The sequence below is a fragment of the Nocardia sp. NBC_01327 genome (assembly GCF_035958815.1).
GTDB lineage: Bacteria > Actinomycetota > Actinomycetes > Mycobacteriales > Mycobacteriaceae > Nocardia.
In genome coordinates this window covers 2,340,221-2,357,368 of the sequence record NZ_CP108383.1, presented here as the reverse complement: position 1 = coordinate 2,357,368, position 17,148 = coordinate 2,340,221, and the positions used below count along the sequence as shown (strand labels likewise).

Sequence of the window (17,148 nt, the reverse complement as noted above, 5' to 3'; positions counted from 1 at the left end):
ACATCATCGGACGAACACGAACGCGGGGTAGGCCCATGAAGCAGCGGCACAGCGCCCGGCACGAGGCGCGCACGCATCGACAACTCCAGCCCGCCGACGTCCACAATCGTGGGTCGGGGGCTACTCCGCTGCACATCTTGTCCGACTATCACTCGGGCGCCCATGCTGACCACGCGCATCAACCGCCCGAAGCCCCGCCCGGCATGAGCTGGTCGAAGAGCCGCGTTCTGCTTTTGAACGCCACGTACGAACCCCTCACCGCCCTTTCCGCGCGCCGCGCGGTCGTGCTCCTGATCTGTGACAAAGCCCAGACCGTGCACGACAATCCCGAAGGCCCGGTTGTGCACTCCGCCGGCACCTCGGTCGCGCTGCCCTCGGTGATCCGACTACGCAATTACGTGCACGTCCCCTATCGCGCCCGCGTGCCCATGACCCGCGCCGCGCTCATGCATCGCGATCGGTATCGCTGCGCCTACTGCGGCGGCAAGGCCGAGACCATCGACCATGTGATTCCGCGCAGTCGCGGTGGGCCGCACACGTGGGAAAACTGCGTCGCCTCGTGCGCGCCGTGCAATCACCGCAAGGCGGACAAGATGCTCAGCGAGCTGGGCTGGACCCTGCACCATCAACTGGTGTCGCCCAAGGGCCCGCACTGGCGATTGCTCACTGCCAGTTCGGAATTGGATCCCACCTGGCTGCAGTACCTCGGCGAGGGCGCGGCCTAGCCCCGAGCGTTCGGGTCAGCTGTATTCGCTGACGAGCAGCGCCCAGGTGCCGGGGACCAGCGCCTCGAAGACGTGGGGCATATCACCGGGGTAGCAGATGTAGTCGCCGGGCTGCAGTTCCACGGGAGCGTCGGCGGGGCCGGCCTTGGCGAGGCCCGCACCCAGCACAATGTGCTCGACCACGCCGCGACTGTGCGGATCCGAGTCCCGGGGGTGGCCGGGTTCGGCGGTAATGCGGTAGATATCGCGCCGGGCAGTGGGCGGGGACGCGGCCAGCAGCGTGGTCCGGTACTCCGACTGCGAGGAGGCGAGCTGTGCGCCCTCACCCGCGCGGATCACCTGCACCGCCGGGCGCGGCGGATCGAGCAGTCGCGAGAACGGAATGTCGAGCGCGGTGCACAGCGCCCACAGGGTTTCGATGCTCGGATTGCCCGCACCCGACTCCAGTTGCGAGAGTGTGGATTTCGCGATTCCGGCGCGGCGCGCGACCTCGGTGAGCGAGAGCCCGGAGCGGGCGCGTTCACGACGCAGGGCGGCGGCTATCGCCTCCTGCGGGGATGCGGACGAGGAGCTGTCGGACACGGTCATATCGGATTCACACAGTACCCGGCGTCACCGCTACCCCTTTGACTAACCGGGCGACATGCGTTCAATATAGACAACATGCGTTCGATATGGCGAACACTGGATCGGGGTGCTCTCACCGGTATCGCGGCGATCTGCCTGGCAGTCGCCATGATCGGCGTCTCCTACGGCGCCACCACCGTCACCTCCGGATTCCCGACCTGGCTACCCATACTGCTCAGCGTGGCCGTGGTCGCGGGCGGCTCGGAGTTCGTCTTCATCGGCATTCTGACCGCGGGCGGCAGTCTGGTCGCCGCGGTGCTGGCCGGTCTGCTGGTCAATGCGCGGCACCTCCCCTACGGGCTCTCCGTGCCCGATGTGGTCGGCACCGGGTGGCGGCGACTGCTCGGCACGCACGTCATGAACGACGAATCCGTTGCCATGGCGCTGGCCCAGCCCGACCGCCCGCGCCGCCGGGCCGCCTATTGGCTGTGCGGCCTCGCCGTACTGACGGCATGGCCGATCGGAGCGGCGGTGGGTGCGGCGCTCGGCTCGGTCGTGCCGAATCCCAGTGCCTTCGGATTGGACGCGGTCTTCCCCGCGGTGCTGGTCACCCTCGTGCTCCCGGCGCTGCGCGAACCCCTCACCCGCACAGCCGCTCTCGCCGGCGCTGCCGTCGCGGCGGTCACCACACCCTTCCTGGGAGCCGGGCTGCCGGTACTGCTCGCGCTGACCGCGGTGCTGCTGGTCGTCCGGCGCGCCGGTGCCGCCGAGAACGTCCCCGCTGATGCCGTAGAGGCCGCATAGATGACAAGCACACTCCTCGCGGGTGTCTGCGCACTTGCCGTGGGCACCTTCGCATTCCGATTCGCGGGACCCGCATTGCGCAAACGCGTGCAGATTTCGCCGCGCACGATCAAGCTGCTGGAGATCGCCTCCATCGTGCTGCTGACCGCGCTGGCCGTCACAACGCTCATGCCCTCCGGCAGCGGCAAGATCGGATTCGCGCTCCCCGCAGGGGTTCTCGTCGCCGCGGTGCTGGCCTGGCGGCGCGCGCCACTATTGCTGGTAATTCTCGCCGCCGCCGTGGTCACCGCCGGATTGCGAATGCTCGGCGTGCACTGAGCGAAGGGCTCGGTCCCGCAACAGCTCCGCGAAATGGACGCTATTTGACGCAGGGAATGCCGTCCGCATCCATATTGGACAGATCGGTGGGAGCGGGCGCCTTGCTGCCGGTCGCGGTGGCCGACACCGGAGGCGGCGGCGGGACGGTGGTCGTGGTGGCGGTCGTGCTGTCATCGGTCGACTTGGCCAGATCGGCGATCGGCCCCGAGCTGGTCAGATCGGTTCCGATGGTCAGCTGCACCGTCCCCGAGTCCACCGAGGTCGACTTGGTCGCGGTAATGCCGAGCTTGTCGGCGAGCCCCGACGCCGCGGCATCGGCGCCACGACCGTAGGTGATGGTGCTGTTGCTGAGATTCGCGCCGGTCTCCACCGTGCCGCGGGTGAACCCCAAGGCGGTGAAGGAGTCCGCGACGCGGGCGGCCAGACCTGTTGTGCCGGTGCTGTTCACCACGTTCAGCGTGACCCCGGCGGCCGCGGCGATATTGGTGGGCGTGGCCGATGTTGTCGTCGTGCTCGTGGTTGTGCCCGAACCGGACCCGCTGAGCAGATTGTGCGCAATGGCCCGAATCTCGCTGACATCGACGATATTGATGTCCTCCCCCGCGTCGTCGGTACCGAAGTCCTTGACCGGCAGCGTGAACAGCGATATTCCGCCCGAGGTCAGCGCGGACGCGTGCTGAGCGAACGACGCCAGATCCAGCTTGTCGTCGATCGCGATGTTCTGCTTGGCCACATTCAGCAGATCGCGTAGTCGGCTCGGATTGGACATGGCCCCGGAGCTCTGCAGGCTGTGCATGAGCGAGACGATGAACGCCTGCTGCCGCCGGGTGCGATCGAGATCGGTGAAATTGAGATCCGGGTCCGGATCACGGCGCTGCCGCACGAAGGCCATGGCCTGCGAGGCGTCGATATCCTGTTTGCCCTTGTGGAAGTCGGCGCCGGAGAAATTATCGGAGGTGTTCTCGTTCAGGCAGACCGTGATCGGCTGCACCACCTGCGCGAGCTGGAAGAACGCCACCAGTGTCACCTCGACGAAATGGTCGACCGTCACACCGCCGAGAAAGGCTCGCACGGTATCGATCTCGGCCTTGCGGCCCACCTCACGAGCCTGCTGCTCGAGGTCCAGGTCTTTGACGCCGGCGGCCTCCAGCTTGGTCTTGGCCAGGTCGTAGGCCAGTCCGTACGCCTGCTTGATCTTGCCCTTGCACGGCGCCTGGGCGCACGCGGCGGTCGCCAGTTGCACATAGTCGTCGCGGGGAATGGAAATGCCCGTCGCCTTCGAGCCGTCACCCGGAATGTGGATCAGGATCAGCACATTCGAGTTGTAGCCGCCGACACTGTCGTCACCGGCGTGCAGCGCGTCGTACATATCCTGCGGCAGCGGTTTTCCCTGCTCGTCGAGGCGGCTGTCCAGCCCCATGATGAGGATGTTCTGATCCTTGCCGTCCGACTTCGGCGCATCACCCAGGGCGCCCGAGGTGGTCACGCCCGCGACGACATCGTGGTACCCGCGCCAGGCCGCTCCCGTTCCGATCACGACCACCAGCGCCACCAGCGCGACGAACGCGCGGCCTGCCAGGCGCAGCCGGCGCTCGGAGGTGCTGGGAGGCGCGCTCACACGGCGAGACCGTGCGGGTTTACGGCGCGGCGCGGGTTTACGAGCGTGTCGACGGTGATCCGGCATCGGCTACTTTCCAGGTGTTCTTCAGCGCGCTAGCAGCGGCAGGGCCGGCCCGCGGCGGCGGGCAACCGAACCGTAGCGGGCATCGAGGCGCAGCCAGGTGCGGGCAGTACGGACGCGGACGATCTCGTCGGCGGCAATGCGCCGGGATTCGGTCTTCTCGCCGCCGTGCGGGATGAAATCCATTGCGGCGAGCGCGAAAACCACCCGCATGGGCACCTCGACGGTTTCACCGGCGCCGGAGACGGTCAGCACCGTCTGCTCCAGCAGGGCGGCGGGCGGACCGTGGCTGCTGCCGTGGTCCTGCGCCAATTGCGCGCCACGCTCGGCCAATTCGACGAGCATGCGCGCGGGGACATCGTCCACGTGGACAAAACCCGATTCCGGTGGCAGCGCGGAGCGCCAGGCCGAATCCATGGCATAGCCCGGGGTGAACGGATCGCCCGCGCTCGGCCCGTGCAGGCCGGACAGCACCGCATCGGCGGCAACGGTCATATCGTCCATGCCGAGATCGGCCACCACGGTGCGCACCGCGAGGGCTTCGAAACCGGTTCCGGCCCACGCCGATACATAACGGTCCCCGCGCCGGCGCAGGCGGACGACCGCGGACGGATCCAGGCGGATCGTATGGGAGAGGAAGGTGGCGAGGTTCTCCCGCTCCGCCGGATCCGGAATGTGCAGGGTGAGTTCTCCAGACGTCACTGTCGTCGAACTCGGATCAGTCAGCCAGCCACAGCGACAAATAGTCTCGCTCGGCCGGGTCGAGGCGGCGTAGTCGCTGCGTATCGATATCGAAGGCGGCGAGCTGGGTGGAGGCGATCACCGCCGCCGGGGAATCGGGATCGGCGCCGCCGGCGCGCACCTCGTAACCGACGGTGAAGTCCACCGCACGCAACCGTTCGATCCACATGGAGACATCCAGCGGTGAATCCTCGTGCCGCAGCTGGCCTTTGTACTGCACCCGCAGATCGGCGAGCACACAGCCGGAACGCAACCGCACGGTGGGCCGGTCGTCGGTGAACAGCCACGGAATACGGGCTTCCTCCAGCAGGGTCACCATGCGGGCATGGTTGATGTGCTGGAAGGCATCCATATCCGACCAGCGCACCTCGACCTTGGTGTGGAAGCGCTTCGAGCCGGGCAGAGCAGGATCCCCTGCGCTGAGCACAGGCGCCTTTCCATGGCCGTTCAGCGAATCGACACTCGTCAACGCGGTACCTCCGATTGGGCGCCCACCCCGCTCACCATGCTGCGCACCTGCCGCGCCGCAACCGACAGCGTGGCCAGGTCGTGGGTTCCGGATTCGAACAGTTCCGACAGGGCCGCGCGAGCACGACCCAGCCGGGACTGGTTTTTCGACTCCCAGTATGCAATTTTTTCCTCGGCCGTCTCCTCCGGGTCACCGGCGGAGAGCACATCGAGGGTCAGCGAGCGCAGTGAACCGTACATATCGTCGCGCAGCGCAAGGCGGGCCAGCGCGTGCCAGCGGTCACCGCGTTCCAGGTGGCTGACCGCCTGCAACAGCCAATCGATCTTCAAGTGATCGTTGAGCGCGTAGTACAGCGCACCCACCTCATCACCCTGGCGATCGGTGATATCGGCGATATCGATCACATCGAGCAGGGGGAAGAGATTCAGCAGCCCGAACACCTCGGTCGCCAACTCCGACGGCGCGCCCCGGCCGATGAGCGCCTGTGACTGCTCATTGAGCGTGTCGATGTGATGACCGCGCAGCCAGCCCGGCACCTTGGGCGCGAGCCCGCGCACCTCCTGGGCGTAGCGGTGGATCTCGGCGCCGACCGCGATGGGCTGCGGGCGGTTGTTGAGCAGCCAGCGCGAGGCGCGGTCCAGCGTGCGCTTGGTCTCGAGTTCGAGGGTGTCCTTCATACCGGTGGACACCTCGGCGTCGCGAATGCGATCCCAGATGGAATGCAGATCGAAGATCTGGGTGGCGGCGGTGAAGGCGCGCACCGAATCCGACGCGGTGGCCCCGATCTCCTCACTGAGGCGGTGCGCGTAGGTGATGCCGCCCAGATCGACCACCTCGTTCACCAGCATGGTGGTGGTGATCTCACGACGCAGGCGGTGCTTCTTGATGGCGGCGCCGAAGCGGTCGCGCAGCGGCGTCGGGAAGTAGTGCGTCAGCCGCGAGGAGAAGTAGGGGCTGTCGGGCAGATCACCGGCCAGCAGATCCGTCTTGAGCGAAAGCTTCACGTGTGCCATCAGATTCGACAGCTCCGGGGAGGTCAGACCGGTGCCCTGCTCCACGCGATGCTTGATCTCGATCTCACTGGGCAGCGCCTCGAGCTCGCGATCCAGGCCCCGGCGCACCTCGAGCTCCTCGATGACGCGCTTGTGCACGTTCAGCATGCGCGGCGCCTCGGCGCGCGACATGCCCATGAGGTAGTTCTGGGAGACGTTGTCCTGCAGTACCAGTGCGGCGACCTCGTCGGTCATGGACGCGAGCAGCGGGTTGCGCTCGGCCTCGGGCAGCTCTCCGCTGGAGACCACGCCGTCGAGCAGGACCTTGATATTGACCTCGTGGTCGGAGCAGTCCACACCGGCCGAATTGTCCAGGGCATCGGTATTCATCTTGCCGCCGTTGCGGCAGAACTCGATTCGGCCCAGCGCGGTAGCACCGAGATTGCCGCCCTCGCCGATCACCTTGACGCGCAATTCGTTTCCGCTCACCCGGATCGCGTCATTGGACTTGTCGCCCACGTCGGCATTAGTCTCGCCGGCGGCCTTGATATAGGTGCCGATGCCACCGTTCCAGAGCAGCTGTACCGGAGCCTTCAGGATGGCGCGCATCAACTCCGGCGGGGACAGCGCCGTCACGTCGGCGGCCAGCCCGAGCACCTCGCGGACCTGCTCGCTGACCGGAATCGATTTCACGGTCCGGTCGTAGACGCCGCCGCCCGTGCTGATCAGCGAGCGATCGTAATCCGCCCACGAGGAGCGGGGCAGCGCGAACATGCGCTCCCGCTCGACGAACGAGACCTCCGGATCCGGGTTGGGATCCAGGAAGATATTGCGGTGGTCGAACGCGGCGACCAGGCGGATGTGCCGCGACAGCAGCATGCCGTTGCCGAAGACGTCACCGCTCATATCGCCGACGCCGACAACGGTGAAGTCCTGCGTCTGGGTGTCGATTTCCATTTCGGCGAAGTGCCGCTTCACGCTCTCCCACGCGCCGCGGGCGGTAATGCCCATGGCCTTGTGGTCGTACCCCACCGAACCGCCGGAGGCGAAGGCGTCGCCGAGCCAGAAACCGTACTGCCCGGCAACATCATTGGCGATATCGGAGAACGTCGCCGTGCCCTTGTCGGCGGCGACGACCAGATAGGTGTCGTCACCGTCGCGGCGGCGCACCCGCGCGGGCGGCACCACCCGGCCGGTCGCGCGGTCCACATTGTCAGTGACATCGAGCAGGCCGGAGATGAACGTGCGGTAGCAGGCAATGCCCTCGGCCTGCAGCGACTGCCGATCGGACACCGGATCGGTGGTGGCCGCCGGCGCCTGCTTCACCACAAATCCGCCCTTGGCGCCGACCGGGACGATCACCGCGTTCTTCACCGCCTGCGCCTTCACCAGGCCCAGGATCTCGGTGCGGAAGTCCTCCAGGCGATCCGACCAGCGCAGCCCGCCGCGCGCGACCGGACCGAAGCGCAGGTGTACACCCTCGACCCGGGGTGAGTAGACGAAGATCTCGAATTGCGGCCGCGGCTTGGGCAATTCGACGATCTCCCGCGGTTCCACCTTGAAGGACAGGTACTCCCGCGGCTGCCCCTCGGCATCGGTGACGAAGTAGTTGGTGCGCAGGGTGGCCTTGATGAGCCCGAGAATGGCGCGCAGGATGCGGTCGGCGTCCAGACTCACCACCTCGTCGATGCGGTGGCGCACCGCACCTTCCAGATCGCGGGCGTGCTCCTCGTCAGCGGAATCCGGATCGAAGAGTGCGGCGAACAGATCGACGAACATGCGCGCCGCGTCCGGGTAGGCGAGCAGCACGCGGGTGATATTGGCCTGGCTGTACGGGAAACCGGCCTGCTGCAGGTATTTCGCGTAGGCACGCAGAATCGATACGGTGCGCCAGTTCAATTCGGCCCGCAGCACCAGCTCATTGAGGCTGTCAGCCTCGGCGCGGCCGTACCAGAGTGCCTCGAATGCCGCGGTGAACCGCTCGCGCAGACCGCGCACCTGATCGTCGAGCGCGTCCAGGCGAGCGGAGGACTCCACCAGCTCGGCGTCCATATTCCGGTCCAGCGCACTGCGCATCAGCTCCGGCCGGGCCAGCAGACCGAAGTCGTAGATCCACTGTTCGGGGCCGTGATCGAAGTCGAGCTGATGCGGCCGCTCATCGATCACCTCGACGCCGAGGCTCTGCAGCACCGGCAGCACCTGGCTCAGCGAAATGCCGCTGCCGCCGACATAGAGGGTGAACCGCCAGGAGCCGGGCGTGGAATCGGCATGGCGGTACAGGTATTGGTCGATGCTGCCCGGTTGCAGCTGCTGCAGCCGGACGATATCGGCCAGCGCGCGCCCGGATTCGAAGTCTTCCTTGTAGCTTTCGGGCAGCGCCTCGGTATAGCGCTGCACCACAGCCGGATCCAGCACGGTGGAGGTGGCGACCTCATCGCGCAGATGGTCTTCCCAGGTGCGACTGGCCTCGGCGAGCAGGTTCTGCAGACGCAGCCGGTTGGACTCGGACGAATCGGCCGCACCGCCCTCATCGGGCAGGCGGACGGTGAAATACACACTGGCGAGATCACTCTCGGAGACCCGCGCCGAATAGTCGATGGAAACGCCGCCCAGTTCGCGGACCAGAATGTCCTGCATCTCCAGCCGCACCCGGGTGGTGTAGCGATCGCGGGGCAGATAGACCATGCAGGAGACGAAACGGCCGTAGCCGTCCATGCGCATGAAGAGCCGAACCTGGCGGCGCATAGCGACATTCAGCACCGCGCCGGCCGTCCGGCGCAGCGTGGCACTGTCGGAGGAGAACAGTTCGGTGCGCGGGAAGGACTGGATGACCTCCAGCATTTCCTGCCCGGAGAAGGATTCCAGATCGAAGCCGCTGGCCTCGATGACCGACCGCACCCGGCGTTCGATCATCGGGATGTCGAGCACATTCTCGTGCAGGGCGGTGACGGTGAAGACGCCGATGAACAGGTGCTCGCCGAGAACCGTTCCGCCTTCGTCGATTTCGGCGACGCCGACGAAGTACGGGTAGACCGCGCGGTGCACGGTGGCCGGCACCAAACCCTGGGTGAGCATGAGCAGCGGCTGGTCACCGCTGTTGTCGGGCACCCGGAAATCGGTGCCGACATTGGGACGCAGCACGCCCAGACTGGTGCCGGGCATGATGGTCGACTTGGTCTGCCCGTCGACGATGGTGCGCTCGTAGCGCGCGTAGCCGAGCACGGTGAAGTGGCCGTCGGCCAGCCAGCGCAGCAGATTCGCGCAATCGGTGAGATCCGCTGCGCTGAACGAAGATTTCTCGCCCTTGACCGCGACGTCGAGTTCATCGGCCACCCGCTGCTGCGCCGCGCGCATGGCCTTGGTGTCCGAAATGACCTGGCGCACATCGGTGAGCACGTCGGGGAGCGCGGTCTCGACCTTCTCGAGCAGCTCGCGGCTGGTCGAGGGGTGCAACTGCAGATGCATCCAGGATTCCCGCAGACCGGTGCCGCCATTGCCGTCGACCTCATGCGGGACTGCGGCTTCGAGCAGACCGTCGGCATTGCGGGTGACCTCGAAGACCGGGTGCACCACCTCACTGACGCTGATGCCCATGCGGGTCAGCGATGAGGTGACCGATTCCACCAGCAGCGGCATATCGTCGGTGACCATCTGCACGGCGGCACCGAGATCGGTGTCGTCATCGTGGTGGTAGACCCGCACATTGGCGGTACCGGGTGTGCGCTTGATCGCGAGATCCACATGGCAGCGGAAGATCTGGGTCGAAGTCGCGGGTACCGCGCAGTCCGCATCACCGGCATCGACGTGGCGGAAATACGCCTCCTCGAGCGATACCAGATCGCCTCGCAGCGACGCGGGCAAACTCGCAGCCCAGGCCGCGCTAGACAATTCGGACGACACCGTCATTTCGCCAACTCCTCGGATTAGGTTCCGTACCAAAGCGACGCCGGTCCGAGAGTAGCTGGACGCTCGGTGCGCCGGGCTGAATTCCCCTCAATGCCATCCCGCGTCGCACGGTTCGGGCAAACCGGGCGGTACGGCGATGGTAGGAGCTGACCGGAATGACCAGGTGACGTACGACAAACCTTGCACCAAAACAGTTTTCACGCATTTATGCATTCGCGAAACAGCTGAATTCGCTATTCGATTGCCGTTCATCCGGGAGGGCAAAGGTGCTCACCCGGATGAACAGCGAGCCGTCAGCTAACAACTCGAAGCGGGCGGCCTGAAAGCTGTCCTGCGGCAACGTACACCCGCAGGACAGCTGCGGTAGAACCTAGCCGCGAGTGAGCTTGCGGTGGGTGACGCGGTGCGGGCGCGCCGCCTCCTGGCCCATCCGCTCGATCTTGTTCGCCTCATAGGCCTCGAAGTTGCCCTCGAACCAGAACCACGCGGCGTCGTTGTCGTCATTGCCCTCCCACGCCAGGATGTGGGTGCAGGTGCGGTCCAGGAACCAGCGATCGTGGGAGATGACCACCGAACAGCCGGCGAAGTTCTCCAGCGCGTTCTCCAGCGAGCCGAGGGTCTCGACGTCGAGGTCGTTGGTGGGCTCATCGAGCAGGATCAGATTGCCGCCCTGCTTGAGGGTGAGCGCCAGGTTCAGGCGGTTGCGCTCACCACCGGAGAGCACACCGGCCTTCTTCTGCTGATCCGGGCCCTTGAAGCCGAAGGCGGAAACATAAGCGCGGGAAGGCATTTCCTGATTGCCGACCTGGATGAAGTCCAGACCCTCGGAAACCACCTCCCACACATTCTTCTGCGGGTCGATGCCGGAGCGGTTCTGGTCGACGTAGCTCAGCTTGACCGTCTCGCCGACGCGCACAATGCCGCTGTCCGCCTGCTCGAGGCCGACAATGGTCTTGAACAGCGTCGACTTACCCACACCGTTGGGTCCGATGACGCCGACAATGCCGTTGCGCGGCAGGGTGAACGACAGATCCTTGATGAGCTGGCGGTCGCCGAAGCCCTTGTCCAGGTGCTCGACCTCGACAACCACATTGCCCAGACGCGGGCCGGCCGGGATCTGGATCTCCTCGAAGTCCAACTTGCGCATCTTGTCGGCCTCGGCAGCCATCTCGTCGTAGCGAGTCAGACGCGCCTTGCTCTTGGCCTGACGTGCCTTGGCACTGGACCGGACCCACGCCAGCTCCTCCTTGAGGCGCTTCTGCAGCTTCTGGTCCTTCTTGCCCTGCACCTCGAGGCGCTCGGCCTTCTTCTCCAGGTAGGTGGAGTAGTTGCCCTCGTACGGGAAGGTGCGGCCGCGGTCGAGCTCGAGGATCCACTCCGCGACATTGTCGAGGAAGTACCGGTCGTGAGTGACGGCCAGGACGGCGCCCGGGTACTTGGCCAGGAACTGCTCCAGCCACAGCACGGATTCGGCGTCGAGGTGGTTGGTGGGCTCATCGAGCAGCAGCAGATCGGGCTGGCTCAGCAGCAGCTTGCACAGCGCGACGCGGCGGCGCTCACCACCGGAGAGGTTGGTGACCGGCTCGTCCGGCGGCGGGCAGCGCAGCGCGTCCATGGCCTGCTCCAGCTGGGAGTCGATATCCCACGCATCGGCGTGATCGAGATCCTCCTGCAGCTTGCCCATCTCTTCCATGAGCTCATCGGAGTAATCGGTCGCCATGAGCTCGGCGATCTCGTTGAAGCGATCCAGCTTCACCTTGATCTCGCCGAGGCCCTCCTCGACATTGCCGCGAACTGTCTTGCTTTCGTTGAGTTCCGGCTCCTGCATGAGGATGCCGACGCTCGCACCGGGCGCCAGCCAGGCTTCACCATTATTCGGCTGGTCCAGTCCCGCCATGATCTTCAGGACGCTCGACTTACCGGCGCCGTTCGGGCCGACGACACCGATCTTCGCGCCCGGAAGGAAGTTCAAGGTCACATTGTCGAGCACGACCTTGTCGCCATGCGCCTTTCGAACCTTAACCATCTGGTAAATGAACTCAGCCATATGGGCAAGCCTAACTGTGTTGGGTTGCCGGATCTCCGGCGCGGTCGGCATCGGTGGCAGGCTGCGGCGGCGCCTCGGGGCGGTCGCTGCGGCCGAAGTGTTTGCGCAGCACCGGGGCGCTGCAACGGCCCAGGTCGGGGCCGAGGGCGAGGGCGCGCATCTCGAGATCACTGCGCTCCGCACCATCCCTGGTGGTGTACTCGTTCGAGCGGAGTTGACCGTAGGCGATGATCGGATCGCCGCGTTGCAGCGACGCCTCGACACCCTCCACCAGTTTGCGCCAGCAGCTGACGGTCAGATACAGCGTCCCGCCGTCGACCCAGTCGCCGCTGGCCTGATCGAATCGGCGGCTGGTGCTCGCCAGCCGGAAACTGAGCACCTGCTCGCCATTCGCCAGTTCGCGTCGTGTCGGATGGGTGACCACCCGACCGATCACCGCTGTGTTCGCCTCGTACATCGCCATCCCCCTTGCTCTTTCGCGGTCCCCTCTTCCTCTTCAAGCGTGACGTGCGGACGACCTGCGCACCAGCGCATTTCCGCGATTGTGGATAACTTCGGGCGATGTGAACAGGCGGAGAATCAGAGCGTCGTCAAGTCGGTGTTCGCACCACAGAGCACAACCACCGGCCGCTCCCCCGGCGCGGGCACGTACGCGCCACTTTGAATCGCGGCCAGCGCCGTAGCTCCGGCCGCCTCGACGACAATCCGGAATTCGCGCCACAGATATTCGCGCGCCATCACGATCGCATCATCGCTGACCAGCACCGACCGCACCGCGTACCGCTGCGCCACCTCCATGGCGATATCACCGATCCGGCTGGCGCCCAGCGCATCCGAGGCCACACTCGACACATCGACATCCACCGGACGCCCCGCCGCCAGCGCGGCGTGCAGGGTCGGCGCACCCTGCGGTTCCACCCCGATCACCCGACCACGCAGGCCCAATGCCACCGCGATCCCGGCGACCAGTCCGCCGCCGCCGACCGCCACCAGCACCGGCGGACGGCCCCGCACCTGCTCCTCGATCTCCAGTCCGACCACGCCCGCACCGGCCACGATCTCCGGCAGATCGTAGGCGTGCAGCTGCATGGCCCCGCGCTCCCTGGCCAGCTGGCAGGCATAGCGGTGCGCCTCGGCGTAAGTCGTTCCGTGCCACAGCACTTCGGCCCCGTGCGACCACATGGCCGCCACCTTCGTATGCGGCGCCGACTCCGGCACCACCACCGTGCAGGACAGCCCGCGCAGCGAACTGGCCAGCGCCGCAGCAATACCCGCATTGCCGCCGGAGGCGATCACCACACTGCTGCCGCTTGCTCGGGCCTGCAGCAGCGCATTGAGACAGCCGCGCACCTTGAAGGTGCCGCCGTGCTGGAGATATTCGAGCTTCAAGGTGACCGGAACCGGGCCGCGCGGGCCCAGGATCTCGGTATGGAACACGGGCGTCTTGCGAATCTGCCCGTAGAGCATGCGGCGCGCCCGCCGCACATCGGATCGATAGAGCCGCTTGATACTCCCGGTCGCCTGGGCGACGTCACTCACTTGCGTACCTCTCGATCACGCCGGGCGAGCTCGGCGTACATGGCGTTGTACGAATTGAGTTCCGCATCATCGTCGCGGTCGGCGGCGCGGTCGATCCTCGTGGCCAGCTTCTTATCGCTGCGTGACCATTGGATGAGCAGTGCCAGCATCACCACCACCAGCGGGATTTCACCGCTGGCCCAGGCGAGGCTACCGCCGGTGTGCTGATCCTCGAGCAGGTTGTTGTTCCAGCCCAGACCGAGCGCCCGGTAGAACCAGCCGCCCAGCACGGTTTCCATGCTCATCAGCGCGATACCGAAAAAGGCGTGGAAGGGCAGTGATCCGAACACCATGCCCAGCCGGGTGAGCGGCTCCACCTGTCGCGGCTTGGGATCGATGCCGATGACCACCCAGTAGAAGAGGTAACCGCTGAGCAGGAAGTGCACATTCATCAGAATGTGCGCGCCGTGCGAGCCGACGAACTGATCGAAGACACCGCCCAGATACAGCACATAAAAACCGGACACGAAGAAGACCGCGGCCACCACCGGCTGAGTCATGAAGCGCGACACCGGGTTGTGCACTGCCGCCAGAATCCATTCGCGCGGTCCCGGAGGCGCATCGCGACCGGCCGGCGTCAGGGCACGCAGGGCAAGCAGCACCGGACCGCCGAGCGCGAACAGAATCGGGGCGAGCATGGAGAGCATCATGTGCTGACCCATATGCACGCTGAACATGGCCGGGGCATAGCGGCCGATGCCGGAACTCGTCGCGATCAACAGCACCGCACATGCCGAGATCCAGGAGATGGTCCGGCCCACCGGCCATGCGTCACCGCGCTGGCGCAGGCGCCGCACACCCAAGAGATAGAGGACAGCCAGCACGATCGCGAGCGTCCCGAACATCAGATCGAAGCGCCAGTCGAATGCGAGACGCATGATGCTGGGCGGTCCGGCCAGGTTGTAGCCGATCTCCACCTCGGCCGGCGTCGGGATCTTGCGCAGATCCGGCGGCGGCGTGCGACCCAGGCCGACGGCGAGGCCGATGGTGGCCGCGAAGATCAGCACCTCCACGCCCGCGAATCGGATGAGCGCGCCGCGATCGTTCGGATCCTTGTCGAGCGCGGGCAACGCGCGCCGGCGCTGCAGGAAACCGATGATGCCGAGCACGATCAACGCGGTCGCCTTGGCTACGACGAGCCGGCCATAAGTAGTACTGAACAGATCCGACCACGGCACCCGGATCCAGGCATTGATCACACCGCTGATGGCGATCATCACATAGGAGACAGTGGCGACCTTCGAGAATCGGCGGGCGGCCAGCGCCGTGTATTTGCCCTCGCGCAGTGCGTAGGCCAGCACCGCGAACAATCCGCCCACCCAGAAGCAGGTCGAAAGCAGGTGCAGGATCAAACTATTGGTGGCGATATCGTGCGCCCCGCCCGCCGACGAATGGCCGGTGAGCGCAACCGGCAGCAATGACACCACCGAGAGCAGCAATAGCGGCGGCGTCCATCCCCAGCGCAACGCCACTCGGCAGCCGACCGCGAGCGCCACCACGAAAAACACTGTGAATCGCCATGACCCGGCCACATCGACCTGATCGGCGGCGCGCCAGACCGCTTCCGGTCGCAGCGAGTTCTGGAAGGGTTGCCCGGTGGTGTCCGACAGTGTCAGCGGTACCAGCAACGCCGCGGCAGCCGCCCACACCAGCGCCGCGTTTCCCGCGCGCCGCAGCGCGCGATACCCGCCGACATCGAGCAGTCCACTCGCCTGCGGCGGTACGAAGAACGCCGCGAACAGCAGCGACCCGACGGTGACGGCCGCGGCAAGATCAGCGATGGCCCGCACGGCAGGCAGTCCGTAGGTGGTCAGCGGCCCCGGATCCGGAATGCCCAGCAGACTGAGCGCCTGCGACGCCGAAAGCCCGACCACCATCGCCGCCACCACCGCGGTGATCGCGCCACCCATGGCGGCGATCGCCGTGAATGTCACCCCCGAACTCGTCCGATTCGCTGAGGCGTCAGTGGCTGCGGGCGGGTCCTGCGGTGACGACATACGCCCAGGGTAGTTCGGAGTAAGGGTCCGGACTCCCCGGGGGTTTACGGTCTTCTGGTCTGCACTGCCCGCCCGACGCGCCGAACGGTTGCTAGGCAACCACGCAATCACGATCTGGACGCTCGCTATACTTATCGCGCTGGACACCACGATCAATATGGGTCAAGGTGTTTGGTGGCCGCATCGCCCACGATGCCCCGCACTGCCTCCGTAGCTCAGTTGGATAGAGCAAGGGCCTTCTAATCCCTAGGTCGCAGGTTCGATTCCTGCCGGGGGCGCTTTCCCACCCTGACCTGCGACGACAGTCGCAGACTCAGGGATACCCAGCCCGTACAGCGCTCAAACAGCTAGGGATTATCGCGGCTAGAATCGCGAGATGGGGCAGGATCTAGACGCCATCGCGGAGCTGTTGGAGGACTTCACAACCGAGCTTCGACGGGCGAATCGCACGAAGTCGACGATCGACACGTACAGCCGCGACATCGGGTATTTCGTCGCATTCCTCCAGACCCAGGGCGTCGAACCGATGGTGGACGCGCTTACCCGCGACAACATCGGCAGCTATGTAGAGGACACGCTCAACCGCCCGAACCGCCGAACGGGACGGCCGGTCACCGCCGACTATGCGAACCGGCAGTACCGCAGCCTTCAGCAGTTCTGCAAGTACCTCGAAGCCGAAGAGATCCTGACCGTCAACCCCTTCGACCGCATGAGCCCGCCGAACGTCCCGGACAAACCGATCCCGGTCCCCACCGTTGATGCCCTTCGCCAACTGCTTGCCGAGTGCGAAGGCACCGACTTCGCTGACCGGCGTGACACCGCAATCATCAGGCTCATGACCGACATCGGCCCGCGGATCAACGAGATCACGACGCTCGACATCGACGCCTTGGACTTCGGCGAAAACACCGTGCTGGTCATCGGCAAGGGCCGCCGACCGCGCATCCTGCCCTTCGGTGACAAGACCCGAATCGCACTGCGGCGCTACCTTCGTGTTCGGAAGGCTCACACCCAAGCCGGTAACGATAACCCGGCGCTATGGCTGGGTCAGCGAGGCAGGATGACCAGTTCCGGCATTCAGCAGATGCTCTACCGCCGCGGCGAGGCGGCCGGCATCGGCCATCTGCACCCACATCAGCTACGCCACTTCTTCGCCCACAACTGGCTAGCCAGCGGCGGCCAGGAGCAAGACCTGATGATGCTGGCCGGTTGGCGGTCCCGGCAGATGATCGGCAGATACGCACGAGCAACCGCTGAGACTCGGGCTCGTGACGCTCACAGGAAAGCCCGACTGGGCGACAAGCTGTAGAACTGCCTCTACCG

Annotated in this window: 13 protein-coding genes and 1 tRNA gene; 5 read left to right on the top strand and 9 right to left on the bottom strand. The window is 65.9% G+C overall.

Going from position 1 to position 17,148, the window contains the following annotated elements; genetic code table 11:
• The first annotated feature begins 35 nt into the window (after positions 1-35).
• Positions 36-725, top strand: a complete 690-nt coding sequence (locus OG326_RS10295) for an HNH endonuclease (protein WP_327144397.1) — start codon at positions 36-38, stop codon at positions 723-725.
• Positions 726-740: 15 nt separating this feature from the next.
• Here OG326_RS10295 and OG326_RS10290 read toward each other — a convergent pair whose 3' ends face one another.
• Positions 741-1,313, bottom strand: coding sequence for a helix-turn-helix domain-containing protein (locus OG326_RS10290; RefSeq protein WP_327144396.1), 573 nt, complete (start codon positions 1,311-1,313; stop codon positions 741-743).
• Positions 1,314-1,388: 75 nt separating this feature from the next.
• Between OG326_RS10290 and OG326_RS10285 the strand changes: the two genes are divergently transcribed.
• Positions 1,389-2,096: an AzlC family ABC transporter permease gene (locus tag OG326_RS10285; RefSeq protein WP_327144395.1), complete on the top strand. Its 708-nt coding sequence runs from the start codon at positions 1,389-1,391 to the stop codon at positions 2,094-2,096.
• Complete coding sequence (locus OG326_RS10280) at positions 2,097-2,414, top strand: AzlD domain-containing protein (protein WP_327144394.1); 318 nt, start codon at positions 2,097-2,099, stop codon at positions 2,412-2,414.
• Between the two features lie 40 nt (positions 2,415-2,454).
• Here OG326_RS10280 and OG326_RS10275 read toward each other — a convergent pair whose 3' ends face one another.
• From OG326_RS10275 to OG326_RS10240, 8 genes are all read right to left on the bottom strand, one after another.
• On the bottom strand, positions 2,455-4,032 hold the full coding sequence (locus OG326_RS10275) for an LCP family protein (RefSeq protein WP_327144393.1): 1,578 nt from the start codon (positions 4,030-4,032) through the stop codon (positions 2,455-2,457).
• An 87-nt stretch (positions 4,033-4,119) separates the two neighbouring features.
• The gene (locus tag OG326_RS10270; protein WP_327144392.1) at positions 4,120-4,797 is read right to left on the bottom strand and encodes a hypothetical protein; all 678 of its coding nucleotides are present in this window, start codon (positions 4,795-4,797) and stop codon (positions 4,120-4,122) included.
• 16 nt (positions 4,798-4,813) lie between these two features.
• The gene (locus OG326_RS10265) at positions 4,814-5,263 is read right to left on the bottom strand and encodes an acyl-CoA thioesterase (protein ID WP_297613057.1); all 450 of its coding nucleotides are present in this window, start codon (positions 5,261-5,263) and stop codon (positions 4,814-4,816) included.
• Between the two features lie 38 nt (positions 5,264-5,301).
• On the bottom strand, positions 5,302-10,203 hold the full coding sequence (locus tag OG326_RS10260; RefSeq protein WP_327144391.1) for an NAD-glutamate dehydrogenase: 4,902 nt from the start codon (positions 10,201-10,203) through the stop codon (positions 5,302-5,304).
• A gap of 370 nt (positions 10,204-10,573) precedes the next feature.
• Entirely contained in the window at positions 10,574-12,250 is a 1,677-nt protein-coding gene (gene ettA / locus OG326_RS10255; protein WP_327144389.1) for an energy-dependent translational throttle protein EttA, read from the bottom strand.
• Positions 12,251-12,260: 10 nt separating this feature from the next.
• Complete coding sequence (locus OG326_RS10250; protein WP_405132827.1) at positions 12,261-12,707, bottom strand: single-stranded DNA-binding protein; 447 nt, start codon at positions 12,705-12,707, stop codon at positions 12,261-12,263.
• Positions 12,708-12,829: 122 nt separating this feature from the next.
• The gene (locus OG326_RS10245) at positions 12,830-13,789 is read right to left on the bottom strand and encodes a threonine/serine dehydratase (protein ID WP_327144387.1); all 960 of its coding nucleotides are present in this window, start codon (positions 13,787-13,789) and stop codon (positions 12,830-12,832) included.
• On the bottom strand, positions 13,786-15,825 hold the full coding sequence (locus tag OG326_RS10240) for a cytochrome c oxidase assembly protein (protein WP_327144385.1): 2,040 nt from the start codon (positions 15,823-15,825) through the stop codon (positions 13,786-13,788). The genes OG326_RS10245 and OG326_RS10240 overlap by 4 nt, the downstream gene beginning before the upstream one ends.
• A gap of 204 nt (positions 15,826-16,029) precedes the next feature.
• Between OG326_RS10240 and OG326_RS10235 the strand changes: the two genes are divergently transcribed.
• Positions 16,030-16,103, top strand: a tRNA-Arg gene (locus OG326_RS10235).
• Positions 16,104-16,201: 98 nt separating this feature from the next.
• On the top strand, positions 16,202-17,134 hold the full coding sequence (locus tag OG326_RS10230) for a tyrosine-type recombinase/integrase (RefSeq protein WP_327144384.1): 933 nt from the start codon (positions 16,202-16,204) through the stop codon (positions 17,132-17,134).
• The last annotated feature ends 14 nt before the right edge of the window (positions 17,135-17,148 follow it).

Excerpts from the sequence above, each read along its gene's own strand:
- OG326_RS10295 (WP_327144397.1), top strand. The coding sequence starts at position 36 with ATGAAGCAGCGGCACAGCGCCCGGCACGAGGCGCGCACGCATCGACAA.
- OG326_RS10290 (WP_327144396.1), bottom strand. The coding sequence starts at position 1,313 with ATGACCGTGTCCGACAGCTCCTCGTCCGCATCCCCGCAGGAGGCGATA.
- OG326_RS10285 (WP_327144395.1), top strand. The coding sequence starts at position 1,389 with ATGCGTTCGATATGGCGAACACTGGATCGGGGTGCTCTCACCGGTATC.
- OG326_RS10280 (WP_327144394.1), top strand. The coding sequence starts at position 2,097 with ATGACAAGCACACTCCTCGCGGGTGTCTGCGCACTTGCCGTGGGCACC.
- OG326_RS10260 (WP_327144391.1), bottom strand. The coding sequence starts at position 10,203 with ATGACGGTGTCGTCCGAATTGTCTAGCGCGGCCTGGGCTGCGAGTTTG.
- ettA (WP_327144389.1), bottom strand. The coding sequence starts at position 12,250 with ATGGCTGAGTTCATTTACCAGATGGTTAAGGTTCGAAAGGCGCATGGC.
- OG326_RS10250 (WP_405132827.1), bottom strand. The coding sequence starts at position 12,707 with ATGTACGAGGCGAACACAGCGGTGATCGGTCGGGTGGTCACCCATCCG.
- OG326_RS10240 (WP_327144385.1), bottom strand. The coding sequence starts at position 15,825 with ATGTCGTCACCGCAGGACCCGCCCGCAGCCACTGACGCCTCAGCGAAT.
- OG326_RS10230 (WP_327144384.1), top strand. The coding sequence starts at position 16,202 with ATGGGGCAGGATCTAGACGCCATCGCGGAGCTGTTGGAGGACTTCACA.